Annotated in this window: 18 protein-coding genes; 12 read left to right on the top strand and 6 right to left on the bottom strand. The window is 62.9% G+C overall.

What is annotated here, in order from left to right; genetic code table 11:
• Position 1 precedes the first annotated feature (1 nt).
• Positions 2–853 carry an SPOR domain-containing protein gene (locus tag BJN45_RS02920; RefSeq protein WP_139326275.1) on the bottom strand — a complete coding sequence of 284 codons (852 nt, stop codon included), beginning with the start codon at positions 851–853 and terminating at the stop codon, positions 2–4.
• A 195-nt stretch (positions 854–1,048) separates the two neighbouring features.
• Between BJN45_RS02920 and BJN45_RS02915 the strand changes: the two genes are divergently transcribed.
• On the top strand, positions 1,049–2,362 hold the full coding sequence (locus tag BJN45_RS02915; RefSeq protein WP_076091867.1) for a DUF3422 family protein: 1,314 nt from the start codon (positions 1,049–1,051) through the stop codon (positions 2,360–2,362).
• A gap of 3 nt (positions 2,363–2,365) precedes the next feature.
• Here the strand turns inward: BJN45_RS02915 and BJN45_RS02910 are convergent, their stop codons facing one another.
• Complete coding sequence (locus BJN45_RS02910; protein WP_076091865.1) at positions 2,366–3,622, bottom strand: HD-GYP domain-containing protein; 1,257 nt, start codon at positions 3,620–3,622, stop codon at positions 2,366–2,368.
• A gap of 86 nt (positions 3,623–3,708) precedes the next feature.
• Here BJN45_RS02910 and BJN45_RS02905 point away from each other — a divergent pair, with 86 nt between their 5' ends.
• The 11 genes from BJN45_RS02905 to BJN45_RS02855 all read left to right on the top strand — a co-directional run bounded on the left by BJN45_RS02905 (position 3,709) and on the right by BJN45_RS02855 (position 12,944).
• Positions 3,709–4,641, top strand: a complete 933-nt coding sequence (locus tag BJN45_RS02905; RefSeq protein ID WP_076091863.1) for a phosphoribosylaminoimidazolesuccinocarboxamide synthase — start codon at positions 3,709–3,711, stop codon at positions 4,639–4,641.
• A gap of 71 nt (positions 4,642–4,712) precedes the next feature.
• Entirely contained in the window at positions 4,713–5,489 is a 777-nt protein-coding gene (locus BJN45_RS02900) for a DUF2189 domain-containing protein (protein ID WP_076091861.1), read from the top strand.
• Positions 5,490–5,552: 63 nt separating this feature from the next.
• Positions 5,553–7,607, top strand: a complete 2,055-nt coding sequence (locus BJN45_RS02895; RefSeq protein ID WP_170873012.1) for a M3 family metallopeptidase — start codon at positions 5,553–5,555, stop codon at positions 7,605–7,607.
• 20 nt (positions 7,608–7,627) lie between these two features.
• The gene (locus BJN45_RS02890; RefSeq protein ID WP_076091859.1) at positions 7,628–8,092 is read left to right on the top strand and encodes a glutaredoxin family protein; all 465 of its coding nucleotides are present in this window, start codon (positions 7,628–7,630) and stop codon (positions 8,090–8,092) included.
• Entirely contained in the window at positions 8,089–8,853 is a 765-nt protein-coding gene (gene xth / locus BJN45_RS02885; protein ID WP_076091857.1) for an exodeoxyribonuclease III, read from the top strand. Before BJN45_RS02890 ends, xth begins: the two co-directional genes overlap by 4 nt.
• A 4-nt stretch (positions 8,854–8,857) precedes the next feature.
• Positions 8,858–9,529, top strand: coding sequence for a Crp/Fnr family transcriptional regulator (locus BJN45_RS02880; RefSeq protein ID WP_076091855.1), 672 nt, complete (start codon positions 8,858–8,860; stop codon positions 9,527–9,529).
• A gap of 71 nt (positions 9,530–9,600) precedes the next feature.
• A complete protein-coding gene (locus BJN45_RS02875; protein ID WP_076091853.1) occupies positions 9,601–9,792 on the top strand; it encodes a YgaP family membrane protein in 192 nt (63 codons plus the stop codon).
• Between the two features lie 171 nt (positions 9,793–9,963).
• On the top strand, positions 9,964–11,217 hold the full coding sequence (locus tag BJN45_RS02870) for a SpoIIE family protein phosphatase (protein WP_076091851.1): 1,254 nt from the start codon (positions 9,964–9,966) through the stop codon (positions 11,215–11,217).
• Positions 11,214–11,783, top strand: coding sequence for a SiaB family protein kinase (locus BJN45_RS02865; protein ID WP_076091849.1), 570 nt, complete (start codon positions 11,214–11,216; stop codon positions 11,781–11,783). Before BJN45_RS02870 ends, BJN45_RS02865 begins: the two co-directional genes overlap by 4 nt.
• A gap of 30 nt (positions 11,784–11,813) precedes the next feature.
• Positions 11,814–12,203, top strand: a complete 390-nt coding sequence (locus BJN45_RS02860; protein WP_076091847.1) for a DUF1987 domain-containing protein — start codon at positions 11,814–11,816, stop codon at positions 12,201–12,203.
• 9 nt (positions 12,204–12,212) lie between these two features.
• Positions 12,213–12,944, top strand: a complete 732-nt coding sequence (locus tag BJN45_RS02855; protein ID WP_076091845.1) for a GGDEF domain-containing protein — start codon at positions 12,213–12,215, stop codon at positions 12,942–12,944.
• A 25-nt stretch (positions 12,945–12,969) separates the two neighbouring features.
• Here BJN45_RS02855 and rsmA read toward each other — a convergent pair whose 3' ends face one another.
• The 4 genes from rsmA to BJN45_RS02835 are packed head-to-tail and all read right to left on the bottom strand — an operon-like array spanning position 12,970 to position 18,573.
• Positions 12,970–13,740 (bottom strand): 16S rRNA (adenine(1518)-N(6)/adenine(1519)-N(6))-dimethyltransferase RsmA, encoded by a 771-nt coding sequence (gene rsmA / locus BJN45_RS02850; RefSeq protein ID WP_076091843.1) that lies wholly within the window; start codon positions 13,738–13,740, stop codon positions 12,970–12,972.
• Entirely contained in the window at positions 13,737–14,741 is a 1,005-nt protein-coding gene (pdxA, locus tag BJN45_RS02845) for a 4-hydroxythreonine-4-phosphate dehydrogenase PdxA (protein ID WP_076091841.1), read from the bottom strand. The genes rsmA and pdxA overlap by 4 nt, the downstream gene beginning before the upstream one ends.
• A complete protein-coding gene (locus tag BJN45_RS02840; RefSeq protein WP_240494478.1) occupies positions 14,738–15,988 on the bottom strand; it encodes a peptidylprolyl isomerase in 1,251 nt (416 codons plus the stop codon). The genes pdxA and BJN45_RS02840 overlap by 4 nt, the downstream gene beginning before the upstream one ends.
• Positions 15,989–16,041: 53 nt before the next feature.
• Positions 16,042–18,573 carry an LPS-assembly protein LptD gene (locus BJN45_RS02835; protein ID WP_076091837.1) on the bottom strand — a complete coding sequence of 844 codons (2,532 nt, stop codon included), beginning with the start codon at positions 18,571–18,573 and terminating at the stop codon, positions 16,042–16,044.
• Between the last annotated feature and the right edge of the window lie 52 nt (positions 18,574–18,625).

Here is an 18,625-nt window from a genome sequence, read left to right as displayed (position 1 = left end):
TTCAACGCTTCTCCGGTAGCGGCTGGATCGTCATCCGGGTCTGCGCCCGGACATCACCCATCCGTCGCGACCAGGGCTTGCCGGCGCGCAGGACAGCCGGCAGTTCGACCATCGCCCGCCGCGCCGCCGCCACATCCGCGAATTGCCCGTAGAGCAGCACATGCCAGGTGCGGCCATCCCGCTCGAACTCGAGCAGGGCAAGCGGACGCTTGTAGGGATGGCGGCCAGCCACCGCCCGGGCCTCGGCCAGGCTGCTTGACGCGAAAATCTGGATCGTTGCCGAATCGTCCGGGGAATCGAGCCACGCAGACTTCGGCTTCACTGCGGTTGAAACATTGTCGGCGACAGGCGGCGGCTTTGGCGCCGCGGGCGTGACCGTCTCGGTTGGAACGGGCGCGGCAGAGGCTTCTGCCGGCGCGGCAAAACCCAGCGCCGCCGCCTGCCGGTAATAATCCGCCGCCGATTCCCCGGCCTGCGCCGGCACCAGGCCGGCGGCGAGCATTTCGGCCAGGTTGAACAATGCCTCCGGATGATCCTGCTGGCCGGCCATGCGCCACCAGCGCGCCGCCTCGGCGTAGTCTGCCGCGAACATGTTGTGATAGTTGCCGAGATTGAACTGCGCCTCCGCGTGCCCGCCCTCCGCCGCCTGGCGCAAATACGTCAAGCCGCGGGCATTGTCGCGTGGCACGCCCTCGCCGGCAAAGTAGCGCAGCGCCATCTCGAAATCGCCGCCCGGGTCCTGCACCACGCCCAGGCGCGGCGCCCCGCCGTCGTCGGGCATGGCGAGCCCCTGGGCCAGCGCCCAGCAAGGCAGCAAAACAAGCAGCGCCAGGCCGGCGCAGAATTTTTTCATGAAGGTTTCCTGTTGGGCCAACCGGAGTCAGGCAGCACGCCCGGTATTCTATGACTTGCCCGCACCGCAGTGCGAACAGATCGAACAAAAGCATTCATTCCGCATGAATTCCGGTTTTCACGATACGGCCGAACAGCCCTTTGATGCCGGTGCTACAATCTGCTGCAGCGCAACATCCATGGATCCAGAACGACCATGCACCCTCGCCTGACCCTTGCCGAACTGGAAGAGCATCCGCTCCGCCAGCGCCTGAACAACGAATTCCACGCCCGCCCGTCGACTGCGTTGACCGGAGCGGTACTGGTCTCGCACCTGGTCTTCAAGCACAGCGCGAGCACCGGCGAAGTAGAGCGGGAAAATCTGTCCAAGCTTTGCCAGGGACACGTCTGCAGTGCCATCGACAGTTCCGATTCGCACCTGATGATCGAGACCGGCGCTTTCCGCATGCGCTGGGAACTGCACACCGAGTTCTCGACCTATACCTTCTACCGTTCGCTGGTCAGCGGCGAGAAGCTGAACCCGGACGCCACCGCCTTCGATGCGGTCCATCCGGAATGGTTGCGTGGCATCCCGGGCAAGCTGATGGTCGCCACCCACGTCGAGCTGCGGCCGACCAGCGAAATCAGCCCGGAATCGGTTCTCGCCGGCCTCGCGCCGAACGGGCGCACGCTCGGCGGCGCGCGTGTCGCCGACGACGCCGCCTGGGTGTTCACCGACTTCATGATCGACAACGGTTTCTCGCGCTTCCTGGTGCTCAACGACAGCATGACCCAGCGCCAGGCCGGGCGCACGGTACAGCGCCTGGTCGAGATCGAAACCTACCGGATGATGGCCCTGCTCGGCCTGCCGATTGCCAAGGAAGTCAGCCGCAAGCTGTACACCGGCGAAAAACAGCTGGCCGAACTGATGGAGCGCATCGGCCAGGCCAGGAATCCGGAAGACGAACGCAGCGTGCTTGCCTCGCTGTCGGCACTAGCTGCCGATGTCGAGAACTCGGTCGCCCGCACGACCTTCCGTTTCGGCGCTTCCCGCGCCTACCACGGGCTGGTTACGCAACGCATCGAAGAACTGCGCGAAGTCCGCATTTCCGGACTGCCGACCCTGCATGAATTCATGCAACGGCGACTGCTGCCGGCGATGAATACCTGCGAAGCGATCAGTCGGCGCCAGGAAGAACTGTCAGCCCGCGTCGCCCGCAACAGCCAGTTGCTGCGGACACGTGTCGACATCGAACTGGAACGCCAGAACCAGGAACTGCTGACGCAGATGAACAGCCGCGCCAAGCTGCAACTGCGCCTGCAGGAAACGGTGGAAGGCCTGTCCGTCGTCGTGCTGACCTATTACGGCTCGCAACTGGTGCAGTACCTGGCCAAGGGCACGAAGGACCTGCACCACCTGAATCCTGACATCATCACGGCGATTTCGATCCCGGTGATCGCCGGCGTCGTCGCCTGGGGCACCCGCCGCATGCGCAAGAAACTGGCCGCCGAAGAAGCCGCGCCCCACTGAGATTCAGTGCGCGGCCACTCCTGGGCGCGCGGCCGCCATCGCGGCCGGCATATCCGCCAGGGCAACGGCGAGGACTTCGCCATCGACCCGACCCTGACTGCGCATCTCTTCCATGAAACTCCGTACGGCATCGGCCGGCAAACCGGCACGATAGGGCCGGTCCTGGGCCATCGCCTGGAAAATGTCGGCCACCCGCAGGATGCGTGCTTCCAGGCAAAGACGCCCGCCATCGATACGGAAGGGATAGCCGTCGCCGCCGGGCTGTTCATGGTGATAGGCCGCCCATAGCGCGATTTCCTCGAAACCCGGAATCAGCCGCAGGATCTGGTAGGTCTCGAAACTGTGCGCGTTCATCATCTTGCGCTCGCGTTCGTCGAGCTTCGCCGGCTTGTCCAGGATTTCGTCGGGTACGCGCAGCTTGCCGATATCGTGCAGCAGGCCGGCAATTTCCAGCTGATCACAACGCGCCGGTGGCACACCCAGGCGCTCGCCGAAGAAACGCGCCAGCCTGGCGACACCGAGCGAATGTTCGGCAGTAAACGGACTCTTGGCATCGACGATACGGGAAAAGATCGTCGCCAGTTGCTTCAGCTCGGCCAGCGTCACGCGCTGCGTCCGGCCGCGCGCCCGCATGTCGTTGAGATAGGACTGGATGCTGCGCGGCTCCAGGTTCAACCAGAACGATTCGGAGCGCGAGGTTTCCAGGAACAGCGTCACCAGTTCCGGCGAGAAATACGTTCCGGCACGGGCAGCGATTTCAGTGCGGATGCGCTCGGTCTGCATGAGCAAACTGCCGTCGGCGTAATGCGGCGCCGCCAGCGCGTCGACGCGATCGACCAGGTAGATCTGGTTGGCCCGGCGCGCCACCTGTGCATCGACACCCTGCGCCAGCAGCGCGTCCCAATGCGTATGATGGAAGCGGACCGGCAGCGCCATGTCGGCCAGCGGTGCGAAATCGCGCAGCAAGAGGTAGCCGGTTTCGCAATGCAGTTGCGAGCTTTCCCAATCGAACTCGGAAACCAGGTGGCCGTGGGTGACCGTGGAGGAGACGCCGATATCGTGCAGCAAACCGAAATCGAACAGGAAGAGTACTTCTTCCGGATCCAGCCCCTGCCAGCGGGCACATTCGGCCGCCATGATGCCGACCCGCTTGCCATGGGCCAGATCGTCGATGCCGACGAGGTCCAAAGCATCCGACAGGGCGTAGATGACGTAACGAAGATCCGCGCTCAGGGCGCTGTTTGCTGGGCCTGTGGTCATGCAGCGATTATGCACCAAACGCGGCACGGTGCCTTGGCGGGCGCGCTCCCTTATAATCCCGCCTTTGATCTCTCGGGAACACGACCGTGACCGCTCCGCTTTTCGAATCTTCCATCACCAGCCTGCCGCTCCTGTCCAAGGGCAAGGTCCGCGACATCTACGCCGTCGACGCCGACAAGCTGCTGATCGTCACCACCGACCGCCTCTCCGCCTTCGACGTCATCCTGCCGGACCCGATTCCGCGCAAGGGCGAAGTGCTGCAGGCCGTGGCCAACTTCTGGTTCGACAAGCTCGGCCACATCGTCCCCAACCAGCTGACCGGCATTGACCCGGAGTCGGTCGTCGCCGCCAACGAGCGCGAGCAGGTGCGTGGTCGTGCCGTCGTCGTCAAGCGTCTGAAGCCGCTGCCGATCGAGGCCGTCGTCCGTGGCTACGTCATCGGTTCCGGCTGGAAGGATTACCAGCAGACCGGCGCCATCTGCGGCATCGCCCTGCCGGCCGGTCTGAAGATGGCGCAGAAGCTGCCGCAACCGATCTTCACGCCGGCGACCAAGGCCGAAGTCGGCGACCACGACGAGAACGTGTCCTACGAGCAGGCCGCTGCCAACTGCAACGCTACGTTGGCCGACGCGCTCAAGGGCACCGGCAAGACCGGCGCGCAACTGTGTGCCGAAGCCCGCGACGCGGCCATCCGCCTCTATGAAGAAGCCGCGGTCTATGCGGCAACGCGGGGCATCATCATCGCCGATACCAAGTTCGAGTTCGGCATCGACGCCGCCGGCACGCTGCACCTGATCGACGAGGCGCTGACGCCTGATTCCTCGCGCTTCTGGCCAGCCGACCAGTACGCCGAAGGCAGCAACCCGCCGTCCTACGACAAGCAGTACGTCCGCGATTACCTGGAAACACTCGACTGGGGCAAGGTCGCCCCCGGGCCGAAACTGCCGGACGAAGTCATTGCCCGGACCAGTGCCAAGTACATCGAGGCCTACGAGAAGCTGACCGGCAAGACACTGTAACAAAGCGCCGGGAACCCCAGCCCGGCGAGATGGTCTGAGCGGTGTGTCTGTTATGACCAAGGAGTCGAGCCATGCACACCGTTTCCTCGCTTCGCGCCGGACAGGATGGCGCCAGCGTCGCCATCCGCCGGATTGATGCCCGCGCCCCCAGCCGCTGGCTGGAAGCGGGCTGGCAGGACATCAAGGCCAACCCCCTGCCATCGCTCGCCTACGGCCTGCTGTTTGCGCTGGGCGGCGACCTGATCCTGCTTTCCCTGGTCAGCCACCCGCATCTGCTGACCTTCGCCATTTCCGGCTTCTTCCTCGTTGCCCCCCTGCTCGCCGCCGGCCTGTACGAACTAAGCCGCGCCCGGGAAAACGGCGAGAAGCTGATGTTCATCGATTCGCTGCGCGCCTTTCGCCGCAACGGCCAGTCGCTGGCGCTGTTCGGCCTGCTGCTGGCGCTGACTGCCCTGCTCTGGGAACGCTTCACCGCGATTGCCTTTGCCATGCTCAGCGGCGGCGGCGCCTTTGCCAGCAACGCCCTGCTGACGGGAATCCTGCTCGGCGGCGAACATCTGGCCTTCGTCACCACCTGGCTGCTGCTGGGCAGCGTGCTGGCGGCCTTCGTCTTCACCCTCGCCGTCGTCTCGGTACCGATGATGCTCGACCGCGATTGCGACCCGGTTACCGCGATGGCCTGCAGCCTGCGTGCCGTTGCCGCCAACCCCGGCCCGCTGGCCTTGTGGGCGGTGCTGATCGTGGTGCTGACGCTGACCGGTTTCGCCACGCTGCTGTTCGGCCTGGTGGTATTGATGCCCATGCTCGGCCACGCATCGTGGCATGCCTACCGCGAGCTAGTAGAATAGCGGGATTGACGCCAAAACCCGGGGCGGCTACGACCGCCCCTTTTTCTTGCCCCCGAAAAGACCATGACCGCCAACAACCCGCTGCTCGATTTCTCCGACCTGCCCCGCTTCGACCTGATCCAGCCGGAACACGTCAAACCCGCCATCACGCAACTGCTGGCCGACGGCCGCGCGCTGGTCGAAAAACTCACCGATGACAGCACGCCGGCCACCTGGGCCGACTTTGCCGGCGCACTCTCCGCCGGCCTCGAAGGCTTCGGCCGCGCCTGGGGTGTCGTCGGCCATCTGCATTCGGTCAACGACGTGCCGGCCTGGCGCGAGGCGTACAACGAGATGCTGCCGGAAGTCTCGCGCTTCTACACCGAACTCGGCCAGAACCTGAAGCTGTTCGACAAGTACCGCGCGCTGCGCAAAAGTGCCGAATATTCGACGTTGACCGCAGAACAGCAGAAGATCGTCGACAACGAAGTCCGCGATTTCCGTCTTGGCGGTGCCGAACTGCCGGAAGACCAGAAACCGCGCTTCCAGGCGATCATGGAAGAATTGTCGCAGCTTTCCGCCAAGTTCTCGGAAAACATCCTCGACGCGACCAACGCCTTCGCCGAGATCGTCAGCGACGAAAGCCTGCTCGCCGGCCTGCCCGACTACGCCAAGGACGCCGCCCGTGAAGCCGCTGAAAAAGCCGGTGTGGAGGGCTGGAAATTCACGCTGCACGCACCGTCTTACGGTCCACTGATGCAATACGCCGAAAACCGCGACCTGCGCGCGCGCATGTACCGCGCCTACGCAACGCGCGCCGCCGAAATCGACAACGGCTACTCGAAACCGGAATGGGACAACGGCCCGCTGATCAAGCGCATCCTCGAACTCAAGGCGGAAGACGCGCAGATGCTCGGGTTCAACAATTTCGCCGAAGTCTCGCTATACACCAAGATGGCCGACACGCCGGCACAGGTGCTCGACTTCCTGCGCGACATGGCAAAGAAAGCCAAGCCCTTCGCCGAAAAAGACATCGCCGAACTGAAAGCGTTTGCGAAAGACGAACTCGGCATCACCGACTTCCAGCCCTGGGACGCCGCCTACGCCTCCGAAAAGCTGATGCAGGCGCGCTACGCCTTCTCCGAGCAGGAAGTGAAGCAGTACTTCACCGAGCCGAAGGTCATCGCCGGCCTGTTCCAGGTCATCGAGAGCCTGTTCACCGTCAAGGTGAAAGAGGACAAGGCGCCGGTGTGGCACGAGGACGTGCGCTTCTACCGCATCGAAACGCCGGCCGGCGAACTGGTCGGCCAGTTCTACATGGACCTCTACGCGCGCGAGACCAAGCGCGGTGGCGCCTGGATGGACGAAGCACGTTCGCGCAAACGCACCGCTACCGGCATCCAGAAGCCGATCGCCTACCTGAACTGCAATTTCGCCCGCCCGGTCGCCGGCAAGCCGGCAACCTTCACCCACGATGAAGTGATCACGCTGTTCCACGAAACCGGCCACGGCCTGCATCACCTGCTGGCGCGCGGCGAGGAAATGGGCGTTTCCGGCATCCACGGCGTCGAGTGGGATGCGGTCGAACTGCCGTCGCAGTTCATGGAAAACTACTGCTGGGAATGGGACGTCCTGCAGGGAATGACCGCCCACGCCGACACTGGCGAAACGCTGCCGCGCGTGCTCTACGACAAGATGCTGGCGGCGAGGAATTTCCAGAGCGGCATGATGACCGTGCGCCAGATCGAATTCTCGATCTTCGACATGCGCCTGCACTATGAATTCGACCCCAAGGGAACGTCGACCGTGATGGACGTCATCGACGAAGTCCGCCGCGAAGTCGCCGTACTGATCCCGCCGGAATGGCACCGTTTCCCGAACAGCTTCTCGCACATCTTCGGCGGCGGCTACGCGGCCGGCTACTACAGCTACAAGTGGGCGGAAGTACTGTCGGCCGATTGCTACGCGGCTTTCGAGGAAGCGGGCGACCCGTTCGACCCGGTCGTCGGCAAGCGTTTCCTCGAGGAAATCCTGTCGCGCGGCGGCGAGCGCCCGGCGCTGGAGAACTTCAAGGCTTTCCGCGGCCGCGAGCCCAGCCCGGATGCATTGTTGCGCCACAGCGGTATGATTGCGGCCTAAGTTCGCTCAGGGAGAAAACCATGCAACGACTGCTCGTCCTTTGCCTGGCGCTGTGCTGCGCCGGGGTCCAGGCCCAGACTTACCGGTGGACCGACGCCAACGGCCGCACCGTGGTTTCCGACACGCCGCCCCCCGGTCAGGCACGCAATGTCGCCAAGGCCGGCGGCAAGGCACAGGCCGACGACGGCCTGCCGTTTGCGACGAGAAAGGCTGCCGAGGCCTTCCCGGTCATCCTCTACACCTCGGCCGATTGCGTGGATACCTGCAAGCAGGCGCGCGAACTGCTGTCCGGCCGTGGCATCCCCTTTACCGAGAAAATGGTGCAGACGGCGGAGGAGCATGAAGAGCTGAAGAAACTGATCGGCGAAGTCTTCGTGCCTGCCATCAAGGTCGGCAACCAGCGCTTCCGCGGCTTTCAGTCCGCTGCCTACAACAACCTGCTCGACCTGGCCGGCTACCCGAAATCGGCGGGAGGCAAGCCTTGAAGATTGCCGCCTGGAACGTCAACTCGCTGAAGGTCCGCCTGCCACACCTGCTTGACTGGCTGGCAGAAGCGGCGCCCGACGTCGTCTGCCTGCAGGAACTGAAGCTCGAGGACCACAACTTCCCGCGCGCCGAGATCGAGTCCGCCGGCTACCAGGTCGCCTTCTCCGGGCAGAAGACCTACAACGGTGTCGCACTGCTGGCGAAGTCGCCGATTGCCGATGTCGTCTGCGGCAACCCGCTGTTTCCCGACGAGCAGAAGCGGCTGATCTCCGGCACCGTCGACGGCGTCCGCGTCGTCTGCGCCTACATGCCGAACGGCCAGGAAGTCGGCTGCGACAAGTACGACTACAAGCTGCGCTGGCTCGCCGCGCTGGCCGAATGGCTGGACGGCGAACTCAAGCAATACCCGCAACTGGCGCTGTGCGGCGACTACAACATCGCCCCCGACGACCGCGACGTGCACGACCCCAAGCGCTGGCGGGACTGCATCCTGGTTTCCCCCCCCGAGCGCGCCGCCTTCCAGCGCCTGCTCGACCTCGGGCTGAGCGACAGCTTCCGGCTGTTCGAGCAGCCGGAAAAAACCTTCTCGTGGTGGGATTACCGCATGCTCGGCTTCCAGAAGAATCTCGGCCTGCGCATCGACCATATCCTGCTGTCGCCGCCGCTCACCGAAAAATGCACCGCCGCCGGCGTCGACCGCGCGCCGCGCAAGCGCGAGCGCCCTTCCGACCACGCCCCGGTGTGGGCGACGCTGAGCTGAAAAAGTGCAAAATTCTGCGGTCGACCGCAACAAACTGCTTTTTCTCTATCCGGCCCTGGCCGGAGTGGCCGACGAACGCCTCGACCGATTGCTGCAGCCACAATCGCTGATGCGGTTGCCGGCAGGCACCTGCGTCTTCTCCGAAAACCAGCCCTGCTCGGGCTTCCCGCTACTCCTCGACGGCAGCATCAAGGTCGTCAAGCAGGCTGCCAGCGGCCGCGAACTGATGCTCTACCGGGTCACCCCGGGCGGTTCGTGCATCATCTCGTCGTCCTGCCTGCTCGGCCGCAGCGACTACAACGCGCGCGGCATCGCCGAAGCGCCGCTGACGCTGCTCGCGCTGCCAGTCGCTGAATTCGGGCGACTGCTGGTCGACCACGCACCGTTCCGCGACTTTGTCTTTCACCTGTTCGCCGAGCGTATCGGCGAACTGATGCAACTGGTCGAGGAAGTCGCCTTCGCCCGCCTCGACCAGCGCCTGGCCAAGCTGATCCTGGCCCGCCAGAGCGACACGCTGGCCGTCACCCACCAGCAACTGGCCGACGAACTGGGCAGCGTCCGCGAAATCGTCAGCCGCCTGCTCAAGGGCTTCGCCGCGCAGGGTCTGGTGGCACTCGGGCGTGAACAATTAACGGTGATCGACCGCGACGGACTGCAAAAGCTGGTTTCTGTGTGACCCAAGTTACATACCCGGTCACACAAGACAGTTAAATTGGCGCTGTCTACAAACCTCTCGGAGAACACATCATGAAAAGCAATGTTGGCGGCATCGACAAAATCCTTCGCATCGTGGCCGGCATCGCCCTGATCGCCTGGGCACTCACCGGCGGCCCGGTCTGGGCGTGGATCGGCATCGTTCCCCTGGCCACCGGCCTGATGGGCTGGTGCCCGCTGTATCCGCTGATCGGCCTGAGCACCTGTCCGCTGAAGAAGGACTGAGGCAGGCGCCATCGCTCAATAATGAAACCCGCTACGGCGGGTTTTTTTTTCGAGGTAAGGCTGCGGGCAGAATGACCGGGATCCGATTGTGAGCAAACCACCGGCTTGTCACTGATTGGACATGTGAACTGCGTAGACTCCGGTCAGGTAACGCAAATCACCCCGCCCGGAATGCCCATCTTGGAAACATCATCCCCCCTCCCGCCCGATTGCCGCCCACGCTTTCAACAACCGACGGCAGAGGATCTTTGCGTTCATGCCCCCTCGGTCACCGCCGAGGACAGCAATGAACTGGTCATGGAGATATTCGCCAAATACCGCGACCTCACCAGCCTGCCGGTGATTGACAGCGGCAAGCCGATCGGCCTGATCAACCGCGGCATTTTCCTGTCGCAGATGAACAAGCCCTTCCACAAGGAGGTTTACAGCCGCAAGAGTTCCATCGCCTTCATGGACAAGGAGCCGCTGGTGGTTGAAGCCAGCATGGACATCGAGGCGCTGACCTTCAAGGCTGTTGAATACGGTGAAAAGGCACTGGGCGATGGCTTCATCATCACCCAGGGTGGGCGTTTCGCAGGCATCGGTCACGGCCTGCAATTGATGCGCGTGGTGGCCGACATGCAGGCAGCCCGCAACCGCCAGATCATGCACAGCATCGAATACGCGAGCGTGATTCAGCGTTCCATGCTGCGCACTTCGCGTGACACCATGCTGCACACGCTGAAGGATGCCGATCTGGTGTGGGAACCACGTGACGTGGTGGGTGGCGACTTCTACTATTTCGTCGCGCGCAGCGACGGCTGGTTCGGCACGGTCGCCGATTGCACCGGCCACGGCGTGCCCGGCGCGTTCATGACACTGATTGCTTCCAGCTGTCTGGGCCAGGCGATTGACCAGCACGGACCCACCGACCCGTCGCTATTGCTGGGCAGTGTCAACCGGGGAATCAAGCAGATGCTTGGTCAGGTGAACGGACAGGACGAAACGCCCGAGTCGGATGACGGCATGGATGCCGCCTGCTTCTGGTACGACGCCAGCACGCGCCGCTTGCTGTTCGCCGGCGCCAAATCGAGCCTGTTCGTGCTGCATCCTGGCGCCGATGGCGTGGAGATGGTGGACGGCGACCGCAAGTGTGTGGGCTACGTCGACAGCGGCCTGGATTTCACCTGGCAGCAGCGGGTGGTGCAGATGCAGACCGGCAGTCTGGTGTTTGTCACCACCGACGGGCTGATTGACCAGGTCGGCGGTCCCAAGTCCATCGCCTTCGGCAAGCGCCGTATCCGTGATCTGATCCTGGCCAACCGCGACCGTCCGGCCCATGAGATCAACCGCGCCATGCAGGCGGCGATGAGCGACTGGCAGGGTCCGAACCACCGCCGCGACGACGTTACCTTCTTCTGCTTCCGGGTACAGGAACCCCAATGAACACACCACGCATCATGAAAGACTTCAGCACTTCCTTCGAAATCGCATGCCAGCAACGGGTGATTTTCTACTACGTTGGCTACTTCTCGCAGAACGTCGTGGCGGCCATGGCCGACGCGGTCAGGCTGCAGCTGGAAATGAGCGGAGTCAACGGCCCGACCCGCCGCAAGCTGTTCTCTTCCTTCATCGAGATGGCACAGAACATCATTCACTACTCGGCAGACTCGCTGACCCCCGGCGACCAGGACAATCACGAGATGCGGCACGGTTCGGTCTGCATCAGCGAGAAGGAAGGGCAATACCTGCTGCAATGTGCGAATCCCATTGATGCCACAGTCGCGGAAGACCTGCGTGAGCGACTGCAATCACTGCGCAGCATGACGCTGGAGGAAATCAAGCAGGCCTGCCGGGAATCACTGCGCGCCGAGACGCCCGAGGGCAGCAAGGGTGCCGGCCTGGGCTTCCTGACGATGGCACGCGACTCGAGCGAACCATTGGAATTCGACTTCCAGCCTTTGCAGGATCACCCGGAGACGGTGGTGTTTAACCTCAAGGCCACTATCTGAACACCGATACGACAATAGCGAGAAATATGTATGGAAACCTTGTATATCGCCGCCACACCGAGTTCACCGGAAGTGAATTTCGATTTTGGCCAGCACCAGCTGAGCATACGTGGCGAGTCCTACCCCGAGAATGCCGCGGCCTTTTACGGCGACATCATCAAACGCCTGCGTGAGTATCTGGCCAACTGCACCAAAACCCGCATCAACGTGGACATCTCGCTGGCCTATTTCAACAGCTCCAGCACCAAAATGCTGTTCAATATTTTCGAGGCACTCAATAGCGCGGTAGATGCCGGCAACGAGGTCATACTCAACTGGTATCACTACGAAGAGGACGACACCATCCTTGAATTCGGCCAGGAACTGCATGTCGACTTCCCGGAGATCAGCTTTTTCGACCGTCCGGTAAAAACCGCCTAGGCCCCCCTCATGTCCCAGCCCAATCCGGATCTGTTCGACCAGGAGAACTGCGCACTACTGGCCGCCCAAGCTGTTTACAACATCGAAGCCGGCGCGGCCGACACGTACCGTACGGCCCTTGGCGAGCTCATCAGTTGCTACGATCAGTTGCTGCGGCAAACCCGCCGGCTGGTCCGCCGCAGCGACCGCCAGGAGTTCGAAATGAACCAGCTCAACCATCGCCTCGCCGATCTGGCCAATGAACTGGAATACAGAGCCACCCACGATTCGCTCTCCGGTGCGCTGAACCGCGCAGCGGTGATCGAGCGTGCCCAGCATTTCCTGGCTCGGAGCGACATGGCCATGATCGTGCTGGACATCGATCACTTCAAGCAGGTCAACGACAGCTTCGGCCACCCGGTCGGGGACACCATCATCTGCGGGGTAGTCGATTGCCTGCAGCGAACACTGCAGACACCCGGCGAGATTGGCAGGGTGGGCGGCGAAGAGTTCACGGTGATACTGCCGCAACAAAACTACTTGCAGGCGCAGCAGATCGCGGAGCACATGCGCGCAGCCATCGCTGAGCGCGACTTTGCCCTACCCGATGCGAGTCGCATCACAGCCAGCTTCGGCGTCAGCTGGATGCCGGCCGGTGCCGACTTCGGAACAGCCTACAGCGAGGCCGACGAGGCCATGTACGAGGCCAAGCGATCCGGCCGCAACCGCGTGATCCGCGCCGACCAACTGCTTCGGGCTTAGCCGAGCCAACGTCGCCCGGCCCGGACTACTTCGTCAGATAGTTGGCAATCCGCACGTAATCGTCCAGCGGCAGGTCTTCCGGACGCAGCGTCGGGGCGATGTCGAGGGCGGCGAAGCCGGCGTCGCCGAGGATGCCCTTGAGATTGTTGCGCAGCATCTTGCGCCGCTGGGCGAAGGCTGACTGGACGACGGTCGAGAGTTTGCCCGGGTCTTTTGCGGTCAACAGTGCCGGATCCTTGGGAATCAGCCGGACGACGGCGGACTCGACCTTGGGCGGCGGGTCGAAGCTTTCCGGCGGCACGTCGATCAGCCATTCCAGCCAGAAGCGGTACTGCAGCATCACCGACAGCCGGCCGTAGTCGGCGCAGCCGGGTTCGGCGACCATGCGCTCGACGACTTCCTTCTGCAGCATGAAATGCATGTCGCGCACCAGCGGGCCGTAATCAGCCAGGTGGAACAGCAGCGGCGTCGAGATGTTGTACGGCAGGTTGCCGACCAGGCGCAGGTCGCGGCCGATGCTGGCGAAGTCGAAGGCCAGTGCGTCGCCTTCGTGGATGGTCATGCGTGCCGGCGGATGCTGTTTCTTCAGCCGGGCGATCAGGTCGCGGTCGATTTCGACGACGTGCAGGTGATCAACGCGTTCGAGCAGCGGCACGGTAATCGCGCCGAGGCCGGGGCCGATTTCGACGACGGTGTCGGTGCGTGCCGGATTGATCGCCGAGACGATGGCGCCGATGATGCCGCCATCGACGAGAAAGTTCTGGCCGAAGCGTTTGCGGGCAACGTGTCCCTTCATGTTTTTTTCCTTGCAGCCATCCGGGCCGCTTCCGTGACTGCCGCAAACAGGCTGCCGGCGTCGGCCTTGCCGCTGCCGACGAGCGCCAGCGCGGTGCCGTGGTCGACCGAAGTGCGGATGACCGGCAGGCCGAGCGTGACATTGATGCCGTTGCCGAAGGTGGCGTACTTGAGCGCGGTCAGGCCCTGATCGTGGTACATCGCCAGCACCGCGTCGCCACCGGCGAGCACCGGCGGGGTGAACATCGTGTCGGCCGGATGTGGGCCGGAAAGCTGCATGCCTTCACCGCGCAGTCTGGCCAGTACCGGTTCGATGATGTCGATTTCCTCGCGGCCGAGATAACCGCCTTCGCCGGCGTGCGGGTTGAGGCCGGCGACCAGGATGCGCGGTTCGGCGATGCCGTACTTGCTGCGCAGATCGGCGTGCAGGATGCGCAAGGTGCGTTCGAGCAGGTCGGCGGTGATCGCCGCCGGTACGTCCTTCAGCGGCAGGTGCGTGGTCGCCAGCGCTACGCGCAGCGGGCCGGCCGGGGTGTCGCCGGCGAGCATCATGACCACCAGCGGCGTGCCGGTTTTTTCGGCGAGATATTCGGTGTGGCCGGTGAAGGCAACGCCGGCATCGTTGATGACGCCCTTGTGCACCGGCGCCGTCGCCATCGCGGCGAATTCGCCGGACTGGCAACCGGCCAGTGCGCGGTCGAGCAGCGCCAGCACGTAGGCACCGTTGGCGGCGTCGAGTACGCCGGCTTGCGCGGGCACGGCCAGCGGAATGGGCAAAACATCCAGAATATTGCGGTCGACCGCAGGATTTGGCAAAAATCCGGGAACGAAATCGCGCAGTTCGACGTCCAGACCAAGCTGGTCGGCACGTTGTTGCAGCAGTTGCCGGTCGCCGAGCACGACCGGCCGCCCTTCACCCGGCCAGCCGGCCAGCTTCAGGCAGAGTTCGGGACCGATGCCGGCCGGCTCGCCGCTGGTGACGGCGATCAGCGGACGGTTCATTCCTGCTCCAGGCGATTCTCGACGTAGGTGCGGTCGCGCAGCTGGCGCAGCCAGTCCTGGTAGGCGTCGTCGAGCTTGCGTTCGCGGATGGCCTGACGCGCGACCGAACGCTGGCGCTCGGCCGAAACATCGCGCTCGCGGCGTTCGATGACCTGGATCAGGTGCATGCCAAACGGCGACTGGATGACCGGGCTGAGTTCGCCCGGCTTCAGCGCGTCCATCGCGCGCTCGAAATCGGGCACGGTATCGCCGGGATTCAGCCAGCCGAGATCGCCGCCCTTGGCGGCCGAGCCATCCTGCGAGAACACCCGCGCCTGTTCGGCGAAATCCATGCCGTTGACGATGCGCTCGCGGACTGTTTGCAGACGATGCCGGGCTTCGGCTTCGGAAACCACTTCATTGACGCGGATCAGGATGTGCCGGGCATTGGTCTGCATGACCGACGCCGGCGCATTGCCACCGCGCTTGCCGACCAGTTTGACGATGTGAAAACCGGCCGACGAGCGCAACAACTCGCTGATGCCGCCATCCGGCAGCTTGGCTGCAGCTTCGGCATAGAGCGTCGGCAGGCGGTCCAGCGGGCGCCAGCCGAGGTCACCGCCCTGCAAGGCATCCGGCGCATCGGAAAAGGTTGCCGTCAGTTCGGCAAAGTTATCGCCGGCACGCGCCTTGGCCAGTGCCTGCTCGGCGCGCTGGCGCAGCTTCTGCAGTTGTTCCGGCGTCACCGACTCGGGCGCCCGCAACAGGATGTGGGCCAGATGATATTCATCGCCACCGCCGCTGGCGGCCTGGTTGGCCAGGTAATTGTCGATTTCGCTGTCGGAAACCACCAGCCGGCTCTCGACTTCGCGCTCGCGCAGGCGGGCCATGATCATCTCGCCACGGATTTCCTCGCGGAATTCGGCGTAGTCCACACCATCCTTTTCCAGCGTTGCCCGGAACTGCGCGACGTTCAGCTTGTTGTTGGCGGCAATGCGACCGATTGCCTGGTCAAGCTGGGGATCATCGATACGCAGGCCATTTTCCTTGGCGTAGGCAAACTGAGCCTGATCCATGATCAGGCGTTCGAGCATCTGGCGCTCCAGGACATCCTGCGGGGGCAACGGCGTTCCCTGTTTTTCCAGTTGCTTGAGTGCCACCGCCAGACGTGCCCGCAATTCGTTGCGGGTGATCACCCCATCGCCTACTACAGCGACGATGTAGTCGGCTTCGACCACATCCGCCGGTGCCGCGTAAACAGTTGGCATCAGCAGACAACACAAGGATAACAGCAGAGTACGAATGGTCTTTTGCATGAGGGTCATTGGTTGGATATCAGGCTGCGGTCAGTCGGCAATTCGTTGGTTTTACCATATCCGGGAATACTGCGGCGCAGCAGGCCAAGCGGATTGGAACCGATACTGGTGAAATCCTGCAATTCCAGTTGCAGGAAGAAGCTGGTATTCGGCGAGCCGGAGGTCGCTGCAAGCCGCTGGACGACACCGCGCACGGCCCAGCAGCCAGCGTTGTATTCAAGACCACCGATGGTTTCCAGCATCTTGCTGTCGCGCAACGAATAGTTGTAGCGGCCGACAGCGTACCACTGCGGCGCAATCGGCCACTGGCCGGCAAAATCGACCTGGTCGACCACCGACTTGTTGGTCAGCGGATCGCGCGTGTAGCGATAGCTGGCCGACAGAACCTTGCCGTAATCCGGCTGGAAACGGATACCGGTGGAAAAGCGCTCGTTGATGCGCTCTTCGTTGTTGTATTCCCAGGTCGCCTCGGCATAGGTTTTCGGCGCCACCAGGCCATTGATCGAGGCAATGATGTTGGAGAAATTATCCTCGCGCGAAGTCTCCCCCGGCAATGCCACGCGCTGTTTGGAAAAATAATAGCGCTGGCCGAGCATTGCCTTGAAGCGCTCGGCCCCCGTCGTGCCGTCGAGAATCCGCGTTGTCAGGGCAGCCGTCAGCTGGTGGGCATCATTGATCCGGTCATAACCGCTGTAGCGGTTCTCGGAAAACACCTGGGCAAAATTGAAATCGGTCAGGCCGCTATCGAAAACGGGAATCCGGCTCTGATCCTTGTAAGGAATATTGACGTAGTACAGGCGCGGCTCCAGCGTCTGCACAAAGGCGTTGCCCAACAGTTCGCTCTCGCGCTCGAAGATCATCGTCGAATCGAACGTGAACGTCGGCAAGACACGGGAAATACGCTCCGTATCTGCGCCTGAGAGCCGGGAGCGATCGATGGCATAACTGCTCATGTGCAAACCGAGCTTGGGTATGATCTGGAAGGCAGGCGAAATGATCGGCAAGCTGACCTGTGGGTACAACACCAGCCGCTCACCCTGGTCCTTCGTCTGCCGGTCCTCGTGGACGAAGCGGGAATACTGGCCGATCACGCTCAGATCAAGCCCCATCACGTTTGGCCGGTAACCGACAAGACTCAGTTGTGGCTCGAGGAAATAGGGGCGCTCGATCGGGTTTTCCGGATCCGGCTGCAGCGTCTGGTAACGCAATACCTGCATCGAGGTTTGCAACCACGGACTCGGCGCGTAGCTGATCGAGGCCTGCCGCGGCAACTGGACCTGGGAGGTCTGCAACAACTGGGAAGACATGTCTTCCCAGTAAAGATCGTCCGATACACCATTCCAGTTCAGTGCCGCCGAAAAACCGTGCTCGAAACTCTGCTGATGCTTGATCGCGTAAGCATAGCGACGACGACGTTCCTCCTTGTCATCGGGCATGTATTCGGTCCGCCAGTCACCGCTATATGACGTTCCCAGGTAACGGGTCTCGAGGCCAAGCTGAACTCCCCGCTTGCTCATGTAGCGGGGATGGAAGGTCGCGTCGTAGTTGGGCGCGATATTCCAGTAGTAAGGCATCGTCACATCGAAACCGGTCTTCGAGGACTGTTTGAACGAAGGCGTCAGGAGCCCCGAACGGCGCTGGTTGTTGAGCGGAAACCAGGCCTTGGGCGTATAGAAGAGTGGCACGCCCTGGAACCACAGCGATGCATTGTCAGCGGTGCCGTAGTTCTCGTCATAGTCCAGATTGATCTGGGCTGCCTGCATGTACCAGTCGGGATTCGCCGGCTTGCACGTGGAGAAGGTGCTGGCCGTCAGGCGCATGTGATTCTCGCCCTCGAAATCGATACGCGCCGCTTCACCACTGGCCGTCGTCTGGCGTTTTTCCGGCAGCTCGGTCGGCAGACCATAAACATTGGCCACGTTGAGCATCATTGGCGCGCCACTGTTTGCGCCATTGACGCTAGCCACGGTGACCACCGTCTGGTTCTTCACGTAAAGCTTGCTGTCGACTTCCTTGGCGATCGAATAGCTGGCCTGATCGGCGAAACCAATCTGCTCGGACAGTTTCATGCGCAGATGCTCGGCCTTGATCTCGGCGCCATCCTCGAAAAGACGGACATTGCCCAAGGCATCGACTTCGTCGTCAAGCGGACGGTAAGTCAGGCGATCCGACTGCAGCAGCATGCCGGATTTGCGCAATTCGACATTCCCTTCGGCCACTGCCAGCTCGTCGGTCTGCCCTTCGAGATTGTCGGCAGTCAGGAACAGCGGATAGGCATCATCAGGCCTGCTGACCACGGGCAGCACGGTGCCGGCAGATGCCAGTTTGCGCGCTGCCTTCTGCCGTTCCAGTACATTGAAGCGCCGCTCGAGGCGCAACCCCGGCAAATTTTCCACGGCAGACTGCACGCCGCCGGTGCCGGCAACAGGGGCCGGCGAGGCCGCTGGCAAACCACCCAGCGCTGCGTGCGAGACCTGCGCGCTGGCAAAAAGGCAGCAGACCAGCGCGGCAATCGGACGTCGGGAGAAACCTGTCATCGGAGCATTCTGGGCGGGACGGGACCGGAAAGGCCGGTGCCCGGGTGTTAAA

This window comes from Azonexus hydrophilus, from assembly GCF_001956855.1.
Lineage (GTDB): Bacteria > Pseudomonadota > Gammaproteobacteria > Burkholderiales > Rhodocyclaceae > Azonexus > Azonexus hydrophilus_A.
This window is presented reverse-complemented; position numbering and strand designations above follow the sequence as displayed.

What these genes read in the sequence shown, in the direction of transcription:
- BJN45_RS02855 (WP_076091845.1), top strand. Translation starts at nt 12,213, where the DNA reads ATGTCCCAGCCCAATCCGGATCTGTTCGACCAGGAGAACTGCGCACTA.
- BJN45_RS02865 (WP_076091849.1), top strand. Translation starts at nt 11,214, where the DNA reads ATGAACACACCACGCATCATGAAAGACTTCAGCACTTCCTTCGAAATC.
- BJN45_RS02900 (WP_076091861.1), top strand. Translation starts at nt 4,713, where the DNA reads ATGCACACCGTTTCCTCGCTTCGCGCCGGACAGGATGGCGCCAGCGTC.
- rsmA (WP_076091843.1), bottom strand. Translation starts at nt 13,740, where the DNA reads ATGAAGGGACACGTTGCCCGCAAACGCTTCGGCCAGAACTTTCTCGTC.
- BJN45_RS02910 (WP_076091865.1), bottom strand. Translation starts at nt 3,622, where the DNA reads ATGACCACAGGCCCAGCAAACAGCGCCCTGAGCGCGGATCTTCGTTAC.
- BJN45_RS02840 (WP_240494478.1), bottom strand. Translation starts at nt 15,988, where the DNA reads ATGCCAACTGTTTACGCGGCACCGGCGGATGTGGTCGAAGCCGACTAC.
- BJN45_RS02915 (WP_076091867.1), top strand. Translation starts at nt 1,049, where the DNA reads ATGCACCCTCGCCTGACCCTTGCCGAACTGGAAGAGCATCCGCTCCGC.
- BJN45_RS02890 (WP_076091859.1), top strand. Translation starts at nt 7,628, where the DNA reads ATGCAACGACTGCTCGTCCTTTGCCTGGCGCTGTGCTGCGCCGGGGTC.
- pdxA (WP_076091841.1), bottom strand. Translation starts at nt 14,741, where the DNA reads ATGAACCGTCCGCTGATCGCCGTCACCAGCGGCGAGCCGGCCGGCATC.
- BJN45_RS02870 (WP_076091851.1), top strand. Translation starts at nt 9,964, where the DNA reads ATGCCCATCTTGGAAACATCATCCCCCCTCCCGCCCGATTGCCGCCCA.
- BJN45_RS02895 (WP_170873012.1), top strand. Translation starts at nt 5,553, where the DNA reads ATGACCGCCAACAACCCGCTGCTCGATTTCTCCGACCTGCCCCGCTTC.
- BJN45_RS02875 (WP_076091853.1), top strand. Translation starts at nt 9,601, where the DNA reads ATGAAAAGCAATGTTGGCGGCATCGACAAAATCCTTCGCATCGTGGCC.
- BJN45_RS02835 (WP_076091837.1), bottom strand. Translation starts at nt 18,573, where the DNA reads ATGACAGGTTTCTCCCGACGTCCGATTGCCGCGCTGGTCTGCTGCCTT.
- BJN45_RS02860 (WP_076091847.1), top strand. Translation starts at nt 11,814, where the DNA reads ATGGAAACCTTGTATATCGCCGCCACACCGAGTTCACCGGAAGTGAAT.
- BJN45_RS02920 (WP_139326275.1), bottom strand. Translation starts at nt 853, where the DNA reads ATGAAAAAATTCTGCGCCGGCCTGGCGCTGCTTGTTTTGCTGCCTTGC.